The organism is Brachyspira sp., from assembly GCF_029258575.1.
Taxonomy (GTDB): domain Bacteria; phylum Spirochaetota; class Brachyspiria; order Brachyspirales; family Brachyspiraceae; genus Brachyspira.
The window spans coordinates 1-13,265 of record NZ_JARHYI010000121.1 but is presented as its reverse complement, the minus strand read 5'-3'; the positions used below and the strand labels follow the sequence as shown (position 1 = coordinate 13,265).

The window sequence follows — 13,265 nt, the reverse complement described above, 5'->3', positions numbered from 1 at the left end:
ATATATTTATTTTATTATATAATTTTTATTCTTAATATCAATAGTATTATTTTTCTATTTTTTCTATAAACCTTCTTGCCAAAGCTTCAGCATATATATTCTCTATACATATATGATTATTAGGACAATTTTTTCTCTTATAGCATCTAGCACATTCTAAATTCTCAACTCTTATAGTTTCAGAATTTTTGGCAATAGGTCCTACCCTAACTTCACTAGTAGGTCCAAATACTGCTATAAGAGGTTTTTGAAATGCACATCCAGTATGCATAGGAAAAGAATCAACTGTAATCATTCCATTTGAATTTTTTATTAAATATGCCAATTGAGGAAGATTAAAAAGTCCTGAAGTATTTAATACATTATCAAAATCTTTAACTATTTCAGCACATTTTTCATTGTAATCAGATGTAGCTGAAAGTATTATTTGTATATCTTTGAGTTTCTTTATCTCTTTTATAATCTCTCTTGATTTATTTACAGACAAATCTTTAGTATCCCATCTTGAAAAAGGAGAAAATACAATATATTCATCTTTTATATTAAAATTACTGTTTATTGAATATTGTATATTTTCTATTCTTTTGGCAAAATCAGTTTCTATATTATTAGGCAAAAAATAGTCTAAATCAGTACCATCATCAGGACAGTCAATAAATTTCAAAAAAGAAATCAATCCAACTATAGCATTTATATCCTTATAATAATTACTTTTAAGACCAAACCATTTTCCCTTTGCATACTTTTTTTGGGCATGGCATAAATATAAAAATATAATGCTTCTTTCAAGTCCCTGCAAATCCATAGCTATATCATAATGCTCTTTTCTAACATCTTTTATATGAGAAAAAAATTCTCTTATAGTAGAAAAAAACAATAAAGGAGATTTAAATATCTCTTTCTCATATTTGTATATATCCAAAACATAAAACTTATTTATATAAGGATTATTTTCGAGTATTCCTAAAGCTTTTTTATCAGTAACTACATCTATAATGCAGTCAGGTTTCCACTTTTTTAATGCTCTTATAACGGGAGTCATATGAAGAACATCTCCCAAAGAAGTTTGTTTTATTAAAAGTACCTTCATAAAATATAATCCAAAGTAATATATTTTAATAATACATATTTTTTTTAATATATCAAGAAAAAATTATAGGAATTACTATAAACAGTATTGACAAAAAATACTCTATGTAGTATCATTACTATATAAAGCAATTTTGATATATAAAGATTAAAAAAGGATTAAGATAATGAAAAATAACATTATAATATTTGTATTAATAATAATATTTATACTAGCATCAGCATTTGGAATTAGCAAGAAAAATGCAGATAAAAGAAGCAATGCAGAAAGTAATAAAATTATAAAAATAGGAATAAGTCAAATTATAGAGCATGATGCATTAGATTTGATATACAAAGGCATAGAAGATGAATTAAATAAATATTATAAAAACAGTAATAAAAAAATAGTTATAGATTATCAGAATGCTCAAGGGGAACAGGTAAACTGTAATACAATAGCACAAAAATTTGTAAATGATAAAAAAGATATAATAATAGCAATAGGTACTCCATCAGCACAATCGCTTGTAAATATGACAAAAGATATACCAATAATAGTTTCAGGTATAGGAGATCCTATAGGTGCCAAATTGGTAACAAATTTAGATAAGCCAAATGTCAATATAACAGGTGTTATTAATCTTCCTCCAATAGAAAAACAAATAGAGCTTATGCATACATTAATACCGAACGCTAAAAAAATAGGACTTTTATACTGTTCAAGTGAAATAAATTCAGTATATCAAATAAAATTAGCAAAAGAAAAATTGGATTCATTAGGACTGGAATATACTGATCTTACAATTGCAAATGCAAATGAAATACAGCAAATAATGTTAAGTGCTGTTGGTAAAGTTGATGCTATATTTTCTCCAACAGACAATGTTATAGCAAGCAGTATGGCTAATGTAGCTATAATAGAGGAAAGCACAAAACTTCCTGTTGTATGTGCTGACGCTAGTATGACAAAGATAGGAGGTACCGCTACATATTCAGTGAACTATTATGATATGGGAGTATTAACTGCAAAAAAGACTATAGAAGTTTTAGAAAACATAAAAGATATAAAAAATATACCATTAGAACCTTCAGAAAATTATAATTTTGTAGTTAATACTAATATGATGAACAAATTAGGATTAAGTATACCAAATAATATATAATTGATTAAAAAAAGGCTTGTAATTTTACAAGCCTTTTTCATTATTATAATTATATATTTTTATCTATTCTCTTTAAAAAAATGCTCTTCAACTTTTATACAAATTTCATGATATATAGCCTCATGGTATTCCTGTGATATATGAGTTTCTTTTGCAGGTGCTTTTATAGCTATATCAGCCATCTCAGCAAGCTTTCCTCCATGTTCATTAGTAAATGATATAATTTCTATTCCCATAGCCTTAGCAAGTTTAGCAGCATAAATAATATTTTTAGCATTTCCAGATGTACTTATAGCAAAGAAAATATCTCCTTTATCTCCAAAACCTAATAACTGCTGAGCAAATACTAAATAAGGTTCTTTATCATTAAGATATGCACTTGAAAGCCCTAAATGAGAAGTTAAAGCAACAGCCCTTAAAGGCGATTCTAAATTATCAGCAATATAAGCTCCGTCATCAAATTTAATAAGTTCATTTCTAATATTTTCATCTATAGGACGCTTCTTTAAAAAACTTTTTAATAATTCTCCAGCTATATGTTCACTGTCGCATGCACTTCCTCCATTGCCCGCTATTAAAACTTTATTTCCTCTTTCATAACATTTTATAGTTTTCTCTATAGCTTTTTCTATATTATCTTTTATTCTCTCTAACTTTGGAATTCTATTTATTAATTCTTCCAACATACAATTCTCCTTAAATAAATTACGATATTAAATTATATATGAGTTTAATGTTTTTACAAGATTTTATTAAATTACTCAGTAGCTCCATAACTGGAAAGAAATTCAATCAAACTTTCAGGTTTTTTATAATGATTCTTAACATAAGTAAGAACAGTTCTTCCATTTCTATCTTTATTATTAACATTAACACCATTATCGCATAATATCTTAGCAACAGGAAGCATATTTTCACTTTTATCTGCAGACATAAAAACCATTACCAAAGCATTATAACCATCATTATTAACCGCATTAACATCAGCCTTATTATTTATTAAAGTCTGAACAATATCCGAATGCAATCCATATGAAGCTACATGCAAAGCAGTTTCTCCATAATTATTACGGACATTTAAATTAGCATTAGCTTTTATTAATATCTTAACTATATCTATATGTCCACCAGTTGCTGCCATTATTAATGCAGTATATCCAACTTTATCAGCAATATTAACATCAGCATATGAATTTATTAAAAGTCTTACTACCGCTTTATGACCATGATGAGAAGCAAGCATTAAGCCAGTAACTCCGTCTTCTGATAAAACATTAACATTAACTTTTTTACTTATAAGAGCAGCCACTGTATCATATTTCCCCTCTTCGCATGATTTTAAGAATTTAGTCTCTATATCCGTAAGAGTATAAGCAAAATTAAAAAACGATGATAAAATTATAAAAATATAAATTATTTTTCTCATAAACAACCTAATCATTAATTATATTATATATATAATACTATTAAAACAATATTTGTAAAAGTTTTTTTAAAAATAAAAATATACAATTTTATAAACAGACAATATGTAAATATAATAAATCAATTATGGAATATTAGCAATACTTATATATTATATAAGTATTTTGTTATATTCTTATCATAAATTATAATTGAAAATAAATTTTTTAATACTTAATTATATGCTAATGTATTCATTTACTTTATCAGCTTTTTTTATTATTAACAGCATACAATTTTATTTACAGAAATAATATATTTAATACTTTAAATACAAATGTTAAATTAAATAATAATCAAAAAGCAAAAGACTTTTTATATATAATTCCTTTAACAATTAATATAAATGATTTAAATAATAATGAAAAATATTATAATTTAAGAAAAAATCTTACAGTAAAAACTAAAAATATATGTAATATAAAAACATGGGACTTTATGCTTTATGGAAATAATTGTATAGTTATATTTTACGAAATTTTTAAAACTTCTTACAGCTATACAAGAATAGGATATATAGAAAATGCTAATGAACTTAGAGAAATACTTGAAAAAGAAAGCATTGAAATAACTTTTAGCATCAATAAAAAAAAAAATTAACTCTTCTATAATTTATATTATATGATATAATTGTAAAAAAATATAATAAGGAGAAATAAATGAAAATATTACTAATTTTTGCACATAGCCATTGGAAAGACTCAAAAGTTAATAGTAAGTTGCTTCAATCAATAAAAGATTTTGACAATGTAACAATTCATAATCTAAGCGATATCTATAATGAAAATAAGATAAGTAAAGATAATATAAAAGATGAAATAGAGTTATTGAAGAAATCTGATAAAATAATATTTCAATTTCCTTTATATTGGTTCAGTACTCCAAGTATTTTGAAAGAATGGCAGGACACTGTTTTGAGTGCTTTACTTCATAGTGATGATAATAAATTCTTAGAAGGCAAAAGTTTTCAAATTATTACTACAACAGGAGGAGATAAATCTCATTATGATTCATTAGAATTTGATATTAATAGTTTACTCTCTCCTATTACATCAAGTTTCAAACATTTTGGATTAAATATAGAAGATACATTATGTTTTTATGGTAACAAAGAAGATAGTATAGATTTGAATGAATATCATAAATGTTTTAAATAAAAAATAAAAAACATAGGAATATATAAAAATAAAAAATATATATTTCTATGTTTTATTATTTTCTAATTATCTGCTTCTTAATTTAGGATGAAGTATTTTATCCAAAGCAAATCCCAAAAATGCAAATGACATACCTAAAACAGCAATTAAAATCCCAGGAGGTATTATCCACCACCAAAGCCCAGAAAGTACAGCTGAACCTTTCATAGCATCATGAAGAATTTGCCCCCAAGTAACTATAGAAGCATCTCCAAGTCCGAGTAATGATAAAGAGGATTCATAAACTATTGCAGAAGGCACAGCTAAAGCCATAGAAGCAAATGAAAAAGGTAAAAGTAAAGGAGCTAAATGATTAAATATTATTCTGAAATGCCCCGCTCCAATCGTTCTTGCTGCCTCAATATATGTTTCTTCTTTAAGCTGCATTGCCATAGAACGAACTGTCATAACAGAACCTGTCCAAGAGAAAAATATCATCATACTTATCATAGTCCATATGCTTGGCTTGAATATTGCACTCATTACTATCATCACTGGAAGAACAGGTATTCCTATAAATATCTGATAAATAAACTGCATTACATTATCAATGAAACCTCCGAAATATGCAGATACTATTCCGTACATTACGCCTATTATAACCGATATAAAACTAGTTGCTATACCTATAAATAATGCCCATTTAAGACCTGAAATAAGTCCAGAAAATATATCGCGTTTCATATTATCAGTACCCATTATACCAGACATAGAACCTACCAATACCATATAAGGATTTGAAAAACTAGAATTATTATCAGCAAATTTTCCTGTTACTTCAAATCTGTAAACACCTTTTAATACTTCGAAATTTTTAGCCATATCATCTTTTTTTGTATTAAAAAGTATTTTCATAGGATTAGTTGTAAGAGTGTCAATTTGCCTTGCAAGTATTCTTGGAACTGATTCTCTGTAAAATCTAAATATTCTATTTTTTGAATCATTGAAAGCTGATATTCTCAAATCGCCGTTAACATTATTTAAACTATCTGAAAGGGTTATTGATTCTCCGTCTGGTCTTATAACATTCCATATCAAGCCTGCAGAACCGTTAACATCGGCATGAAAAATCAAGTCTACTGGAGATTTGTCGAATTTATAATCATATTCAAATATAGTTTTATAATGAACCTGATTATCTATATAATTAGTTTCTACACTTATAGGTTTAATATCGGTTGTAATTGCTGATTTCTCTTTATGAAAGAAGTTAATCCATTCAGGAGCTGCTGATGCGGGATTATCCTGCCAATATGTTATATCTCTCCATCTTTTAGGAGACTCTTTATAAGTTAAAATCAAAGGTTCAAGCAAAGATACAAAAATTGACAAAATTAGTATACATAAACCTATAACACCTGTTTTATCCTTTTTAAACTCATTAAAAAATTCTATTAAAGGGGCAAGTTTCTTATTAATATTATTTTTATTAATATCATTATTCTGCATTACAGCCTGCCTCCTATTTTTATTCTAGGATCCAAGAATCCGTAAGATATATCAAGAACTACTAAACCGAATTGATAAAGTGCAGTAGTTATAGCCAAATTTCCCATTAGTACAGGTATATCATTTTGCTGAACTGATATCCAATAGAGATTTCCAAGTCCAGGCCATGAGAATATACCCTCAAATATAATTGATCCCGCAATAGAACCAAGTAATCCCAATAAAGTTATTGTAACTATAGGAGGAGCTGAACTTCTTAAAGTATGTCCAAGCAAAACAGATTTTTCTGATATTCCTCTAGCCCTTGCCGCCATTATATAATCTTCCTGCAATGTGGATAATACTATATTTCTTACAACAAATGAAAGTCCCCAAAAACCTATTAAAGTTAATGTGAAAATAGGCAATGCCATATGCCATAACATATCTAAATAGTACATTATTCCTGTTGGTACTGGTATGGAATGAACTCCTCCAGATGGAAATAAATTAAACTTATAAACGAATACCATTATAAGAATCATAGAAAGCCACCAAGTAGGCATACCGTATACAATCATAGTTATAATACTTGTTGTTCTGTCAAATAGTCCGCCTGCTTTTCTTGCCTTTATAAGTCCTATTATTAAACCTATAATCATTTGTATTACTGATGCCGTTGTGAAAAGTATTATAGAACGGGGAAGTGCCTCGCATATTATTTTTATAACTTCTCTATTACCGTTTGAATCCAGCATAATAGCTGATTTTCCAAATTGAAAAGTTATTGTATTAATAGCTCTTATGAATATTCTCTCACCTACACTTCTATTGAGCCAATATATATCATAATAATATGCTCTTCTCTCTTTAATAAAATTCTCAATATCTTCAGTACGCATATTATTTAACCCTATTACTTCAGCATTGATATTCTCTTCAATCTGTGCTTTTAAGGTTTTTTCGCTTACTGTATTAAATATAGCTGATGACATAAACATAAGTATAACAAACATAATTATGCCTTTTAATATGCGTTTAATAACAAAATAAGTAAACATAATATAATCCTTTCAAAGTATTATACAAAAAAGAATAAAATTGTAAAGTATTATTATGTTAATTTAATTATGTTAATTCTTTTGCTGAAAACTATTCATATTCATAAAAAATATATTAATCATATCTTAATAAAATCATAAATCTAATAAAAACTTGGCGGGGGCTCAAATTTCTAATTATACAAAAAGACTATTAAAATTTTAATTCCAAAATTACATAGAAAATAATAAAGGGCGGGGTATGTAAATAAGTTTTTAAACTTTATTTCTATCCCCACCCTATTTTCTTATAATCTTATATTAAATTTCACATTTATCTTTTTTACTGCCAAAACAGAATATGAAACACCCACCCTAGTTTTTTTAAATTTATTGTTTTATATAACGCCCTAAAATACTAAAATCAGCAATATTCAGTCTTTTCATTAAAAGAAGAAATTTTTCCTTTTTTGATATGCTCATCCATAAGAATATTTACTATTTCATCAGCACGGTTATTTTCTTTGTTGTTGGAATGCCCTTTTACTTTAATAAATTCTATACTATGCCTTTTTGATAATTCTATTAATTCAAGCCAATACTCTTTATTTTCCACAGGCTTTTTATCACTTTTTATCCAATTATTTTTCTGCCAAGAATATATCCACTTTGTCATGCCATTGACTAAATAAGCACTGTCACTATGAAGCTTAATATTATGAGAATGCTTTAATCTCTCAAGTGCCTTGATAACAGCCTTCATTTCCATTCTATTATTTGTGGTACTGTCTTCACTTCCACCAATTTCAAGACGAAGATTATGTTTTTCACTTATAAGTATAGCAGCCCAAGCTCCAAGTCCCGGATTTCCTCTGCATCCGCCGTCTGTATATATTATAATATCATCTTTTATCATAAATCATTAAGCTAATAAGGAAGTTAATTTATCATTTATTTCTGTTATTAATCTTTCTTTCGTGTAATCATTTTTGGATACAGAAAAACCTGATGCTTTAGGATGTCCTCCTCCACCAAAACTCTCAGCAACTTCTCTAATATTTTTGGAACATCTGCTTCTTATACTAACTCTAAAATTCTCCTCTCCTTCATGAATAATGAAACCTATTAATACATCATCCATTTGAATAAGAATATCCGAAGCACTTACAGCAAGCTCTTTCATATTAATGCCACAAATTGTATCTTCCAAACATAAATATCCTATTTTTTTATTATCATCTATAACCATTCTATTGTATATTTCTATTAAAGCAGAAACATCATTTTTAGTATATCTTTTTCTAACAACATTACCAAGATTCTCTTGTATTATTCCTACAGACATAAGTTTTGAACCATAAAATAAAGTTCTGTCTGTTGTATTAGTAAATATAAAACTTCCAGTATCGGTACAAATTCCGCAGTAAAGCAATGTAGCTATATTAGAATCAAATTTTTCTATATAATCCTGAAATATATCGGTTATTATCTCACAAGTAGCACCTGCAGTGGTATCATCATAAAACATAGTAACACCTTTAATATTTCTCACTTTATGATGATCTATAAATATTACTTCATTATATTCATTTAATATATCTGAAAGCCATCCTATTCTATCTATATCTCCAGAATCAAGAACCACTAAAACATCTTTTTTAGGCAAAGTATTTTCATTTACTTCAAAAATTACTTTATCAATAAAAAGTATATTTTTTAAATCTCTCTGTATTTTATCAGTATTAACTACATATGCATCTTTATTGAATATATTTTTAATAATCAAAGACAAAGCAAGCCCTGAACATATACAATCACAATCAGGATTTCTATGTCCTGTGATAGTTATATTATCAGCTTTGGATAACCTTTCTAATATTTTTTCTTTAGACACTGTTATATCAACATTATTACAAATAGCCATTAATAAACCCTTAATATTTAATTTATAAAAGTTTAATTATCTTCAGGAATTTCTTCTGGTATATCTAATTTTTTTATACTTGTTAAAACCTTATTGGTTTCTATTAAATTTTTATCATAATGAAATGTCAAATTAGGTACATATCTGATAGTAAGCTGTTTTCTAAGATACGAAAATATTACGCCTTTAGCACTATTAAGTCCATTAAGAACTTCATTTTGCTTATCCTCATTCAAACATACAAAATATACTTTTGCATTTTTCAAATCTTTAGCAGTATCAACTTTTGTGATAGTAACAAGATTATTCTTTATTCTAGGATCTTCTATCTCCCTCATTATAATCATAGAGAGAGTTTGCTTAATATTTTCATTTACTCTAAGTATTCTATGAGAAGACATAATATTATCTAATTACTTTACTATAGAGTTATTAACAGCATTAGTTAAATCATCAAGCTCATCTTGAATGAATACTTTATCTATATCTACCAAAATTATCATCTGTTCATTAGCTTTTACTAATCCCATTATATATCTACTGTCAATACCTACATGCATATCTATATCTTCTTGAATATTTTCACTATTTATAGTAAGAACATCAGATACAGAGTCAACAACTAAACCGTATTTTTTATCTCCTATTGCCACAACTACAATTACGCAGTTTTCAGGATTCATAGGTTCATCAAAATGGAATCTAGCTCTTAAATCTATAACAAGAATTATAGTACCTCTTAAATTAATAATACCTTTCAAATAATCAGGACAATTTGGAATAGGAGACGGCTGCATAAAATTTAATATTTCTTGAACTTTAAGAATATCTATTCCGTACAATTCATTATTTATCTTAAAAACAAGTATTTGATTTGATATGGCACTATTCATGTTAGCTCCTTTAAGTCGTATTAAGAATTATAATATATAATGTTTATAAGTCAAGTAATTTTATTATTCTTTTTTATTCATTTTATACTATATTTAATAAAAATACAATCACATTTATAAATTAATATTTAAACTTCACAGTATATCGACATCATAAAAAATGATAGTTTATATATGCATATTATTTGTAAAGATTTATACTTTAATAATTGATATTTTATTTAAATGATTTATTATATTCTATTGTAAATGCAATTAATTTAGTATTTTATAAAGGAATTTTTTATGAATGATATTTTGAATTTGATGAAAGATTTAACTAATGCATTCGGACCTTCAGGCTTTGAAGATGATGTTATAGAAATTATAAAAAAGCATACATCATTTATAGATAAGGAAAGAGATTCTATAAACAATTTGTATTTAGGACTTCAAAAAATAGATAAAGATAAGCCAATAGTAGCTTTAGACTGTCATATAGATGAAATAGGTTTTATGGCTGAACATATAAATGATAATGGAACAATATCTTTTATACCACTTGGAGGTTGGCATATACCAAATATAGTTTCAAATTCCGTTGTAATAAAATCTTCATCTGGTGAATATGTGAAAGGAGTAATAGGTTCAAAACCTCCTCATTTTATGACGGATGAAGAGAGAAGAAAACTGCCTGCTCTATACGACATGTATATAGATGTTGGTACTAGAAGTAAAAAGGAAACTCAAGAAGTATTCGGAATACAAATAGGAGATCCTATAGCACCTGATGTTGATTTCAGATATGATGAAAGAACTAAAAGTATATGTGCTAAGGCGATAGATAACAGAGTTGGTGCTTTATGTGTAATAGAAACTTTAAAGGCATTGAAAGATGAAAAATTAAATGTTAATTTGGTGGGAATGATGACCGCACAGGAGGAAGTAGGAACTAGAGGGGCTTCAGTTGCCGCGAATAAAGTAAAACCTGATTTAGTTATAGTATTTGAAGGTTCTCCAGCTGATGATACTTTCTATTATGGTGATAGAGCTCATGGGGCTATAGGAAGAGGTTCTCAGCTTAGAATAATTGACGGCGGTATGATTACAAATCCTAGATTGAGTAAATATACTATAGAAACAGCACAAAAAAATCATTTAGCTCATCAGGTTATAGTAAGAGAAAAAGGTTCTACAAATGGTGCTACTTATCATAAAGCTAATCTAGGAATTCCAAGTATAGTATTAGGTGTGGCTACAAGATATGCTCATAGTCATTACTGTTATGCTTCTTATGATGATATAATTGCTTCTATAGAAATAGCTAAAGCATTGATAAAAACTTTAAATAAAGAAAAGATAAAAGAATTTTAATTAATAACTTTATCAATATTAATAAAAAATGGTATTAGTATTAAAAGCTGATACCATTTTTTTATTATTGCTAATGATAAACCCATTTACAGATTAAAAAATTATTTCTGAAAGTTTTATATTTATTTTTTAGTTTTAAAATATATTTTTATTTTGCTATATCTTTAAACTTTGAAACATCAAACATTCTAGTCGTTTTGCTTTTTTCAAGCGAAGCTCTTATTATAAGCATATTAGAATTAAGAATACTATCATAAACATAATCAGATTTTAAAACTATAGAACTTAATCTTTTTTCATCTGCCTTACAATCCAAATTATCAGGAAAATCTTCATCAAATCTAAAAAATGTCTTATGTTCAGAAAATACAAAATCTTTACTGTTCCAATCTATTATTATTTCTTTTGTATTATTTTGTTTATCAACATTTATAACTAAATATGTATCCTCACTCCAAGATGATAATTTATACGCTAAAAGTTTATAAGTAATTGTTTTATCATTTTCTTCTACTTTCCAATCATTTTTCTTTATCTGATAAACATTGGGATCCATTATATCTTTATCATCCATAATAAAAACCTCCTAAAACACACTATTAATATTAATTACTATATAGTTATATTTACTTTATACAATATTTTTAGGTTAAAGTAAACCTCTTCATATATATTTTTCTAATTTTATTTTTATCTTTATATCCATAATAAATGCATGATATAATATCATCATTTTCAATGCACCAAGGATAACCGCAATCCGTACTTTTCATATCAGAATCTATTATAATCTCTTCATTATTTGCCTTATAATTAATTTTTTCTATATCGAATATATCATCAATATTATCAAAAACTAATGCTCTTATTCCATAAGGTTTTAATCTGTATCCGTAAGTAAGAAGAAGTTTTCCATTATTTAAAATAATAGGATTTAAAGGATATCCATTTATATCTGTAAAAATAGGCTTTGAAAAAGTTTTTCCTTTATCATTTGAATAGCTTATAGAAGTAACACCATATTCATTATCAATATGAGTTCTTATGAAAGCTATTATAGTATTTTTATAATTGAGCAAAGAAGGTTCTACATATTCTATTTTTCTCTTTTTACCATCTATCTTTTTAAACTCAGTTTCACATAAAAAACTTTTTAATTTCCAATCAATAAAATCCTTACTTGAAATAATATAGCATTGATACTTGCAGTTATTTTTATTAATATTTTTTTTATATGCATATATAGGAAGAAGAAGCTCATCATTTAGTTTGCATATACTTCCTCTAACAGCAAAATTTTTCATGATTTCATTATCTTTATTAATTTTTATAGTATAAGGTTTTGAAAAGCTCTTTCCATTATCATAGCTCATACATACACCTATTCCGCTTAAAAGTGCTATAGTATTAGCATATTCTATAAATGTATAATCTCTAAATAAATCTTTTTCATTCATTGGGTGAAATGTATATCTGAAATAGTATGCCATTATAGTTTTTTTATCTATCCTAAAAAGCTGGGCATCTTGTTTGGCAGCATCATCTTCTTCAGCAAATTCAAAAACTTTTTCTGTTTCAAGATTTTTTAAATTTACAATGGCAAACATTGATTTACTTAATGAATGCAGATGTGAATAATGTTTTTTTATTTTTGGTGCCGTTCTAAAACTTATAAGACATTTATTATTATCAAGTTTAATTATACTAGGAAATGCAGTATATGAATTTTTATC

General features: G+C 26.5%; 15 protein-coding genes. 4 read left to right on the top strand and 11 right to left on the bottom strand.

The window, feature by feature from the left end:
* Positions 1–46 precede the first annotated feature (46 nt).
* The gene (locus Q1J76_RS09460; protein WP_300369822.1) at positions 47–1,090 is read right to left on the bottom strand and encodes a glycosyltransferase family 9 protein; all 1,044 of its coding nucleotides are present in this window, start codon (positions 1,088–1,090) and stop codon (positions 47–49) included.
* Between the two features lie 166 nt (positions 1,091–1,256).
* Here Q1J76_RS09460 and Q1J76_RS09455 point away from each other — a divergent pair, with 166 nt between their 5' ends.
* Positions 1,257–2,234, top strand: a complete 978-nt coding sequence (locus Q1J76_RS09455) for an ABC transporter substrate-binding protein (protein WP_300369821.1) — start codon at positions 1,257–1,259, stop codon at positions 2,232–2,234.
* 59 nt (positions 2,235–2,293) lie between these two features.
* Here Q1J76_RS09455 and Q1J76_RS09450 read toward each other — a convergent pair whose 3' ends face one another.
* Both Q1J76_RS09450 and Q1J76_RS09445 read right to left on the bottom strand, forming a co-directional pair.
* A complete protein-coding gene (locus Q1J76_RS09450; protein WP_300369820.1) occupies positions 2,294–2,920 on the bottom strand; it encodes a D-sedoheptulose-7-phosphate isomerase in 627 nt (208 codons plus the stop codon).
* 71 nt (positions 2,921–2,991) lie between these two features.
* A complete protein-coding gene (locus Q1J76_RS09445; RefSeq protein WP_300369819.1) occupies positions 2,992–3,660 on the bottom strand; it encodes an ankyrin repeat domain-containing protein in 669 nt (222 codons plus the stop codon).
* Positions 3,661–3,890: 230 nt separating this feature from the next.
* Here Q1J76_RS09445 and Q1J76_RS09440 point away from each other — a divergent pair, with 230 nt between their 5' ends.
* Positions 3,891–4,298, top strand: a complete 408-nt coding sequence (locus tag Q1J76_RS09440; protein WP_367182123.1) for a cyclophilin-like fold protein — start codon at positions 3,891–3,893, stop codon at positions 4,296–4,298.
* 59 nt (positions 4,299–4,357) lie between these two features.
* On the top strand, positions 4,358–4,855 hold the full coding sequence (locus tag Q1J76_RS09435; RefSeq protein ID WP_300369818.1) for an NAD(P)H-dependent oxidoreductase: 498 nt from the start codon (positions 4,358–4,360) through the stop codon (positions 4,853–4,855).
* Positions 4,856–4,921: 66 nt separating this feature from the next.
* Here Q1J76_RS09435 and Q1J76_RS09430 read toward each other — a convergent pair whose 3' ends face one another.
* The 6 genes from Q1J76_RS09430 to Q1J76_RS09405 all read right to left on the bottom strand — a co-directional run bounded on the left by Q1J76_RS09430 (position 4,922) and on the right by Q1J76_RS09405 (position 10,179).
* On the bottom strand, positions 4,922–6,343 hold the full coding sequence (locus Q1J76_RS09430; protein WP_300369817.1) for an ABC transporter permease: 1,422 nt from the start codon (positions 6,341–6,343) through the stop codon (positions 4,922–4,924).
* Complete coding sequence (locus tag Q1J76_RS09425) at positions 6,343–7,383, bottom strand: ABC transporter permease (protein ID WP_300369816.1); 1,041 nt, start codon at positions 7,381–7,383, stop codon at positions 6,343–6,345. Before Q1J76_RS09425 ends, Q1J76_RS09430 begins: the two co-directional genes overlap by 1 nt.
* Before the next feature lie 403 nt (positions 7,384–7,786).
* The gene (rnhA, locus tag Q1J76_RS09420; protein WP_300369815.1) at positions 7,787–8,278 is read right to left on the bottom strand and encodes a ribonuclease HI; all 492 of its coding nucleotides are present in this window, start codon (positions 8,276–8,278) and stop codon (positions 7,787–7,789) included.
* 6 nt (positions 8,279–8,284) lie between these two features.
* A complete protein-coding gene (locus Q1J76_RS09415) occupies positions 8,285–9,286 on the bottom strand; it encodes a DHH family phosphoesterase (protein ID WP_300369814.1) in 1,002 nt (333 codons plus the stop codon).
* 32 nt (positions 9,287–9,318) lie between these two features.
* Positions 9,319–9,687 carry a 30S ribosome-binding factor RbfA gene (gene rbfA / locus Q1J76_RS09410; RefSeq protein WP_300369813.1) on the bottom strand — a complete coding sequence of 123 codons (369 nt, stop codon included), beginning with the start codon at positions 9,685–9,687 and terminating at the stop codon, positions 9,319–9,321.
* A gap of 12 nt (positions 9,688–9,699) precedes the next feature.
* Positions 9,700–10,179: a chemotaxis protein CheW gene (locus Q1J76_RS09405; protein WP_300369812.1), complete on the bottom strand. Its 480-nt coding sequence runs from the start codon at positions 10,177–10,179 to the stop codon at positions 9,700–9,702.
* 285 nt (positions 10,180–10,464) lie between these two features.
* Between Q1J76_RS09405 and Q1J76_RS09400 the strand changes: the two genes are divergently transcribed.
* Positions 10,465–11,532, top strand: coding sequence for a M42 family metallopeptidase (locus Q1J76_RS09400; protein ID WP_300369811.1), 1,068 nt, complete (start codon positions 10,465–10,467; stop codon positions 11,530–11,532).
* Positions 11,533–11,680: 148 nt separating this feature from the next.
* Here Q1J76_RS09400 and Q1J76_RS09395 read toward each other — a convergent pair whose 3' ends face one another.
* Both Q1J76_RS09395 and Q1J76_RS09390 read right to left on the bottom strand, forming a co-directional pair.
* Positions 11,681–12,106 carry a hypothetical protein gene (locus tag Q1J76_RS09395; RefSeq protein WP_300369810.1) on the bottom strand — a complete coding sequence of 142 codons (426 nt, stop codon included), beginning with the start codon at positions 12,104–12,106 and terminating at the stop codon, positions 11,681–11,683.
* Between the two features lie 70 nt (positions 12,107–12,176).
* A partial coding sequence (locus Q1J76_RS09390) for a sialidase family protein (RefSeq protein ID WP_300369809.1) occupies positions 12,177–13,265 on the bottom strand: 1,089 nt, incomplete at its 5' end.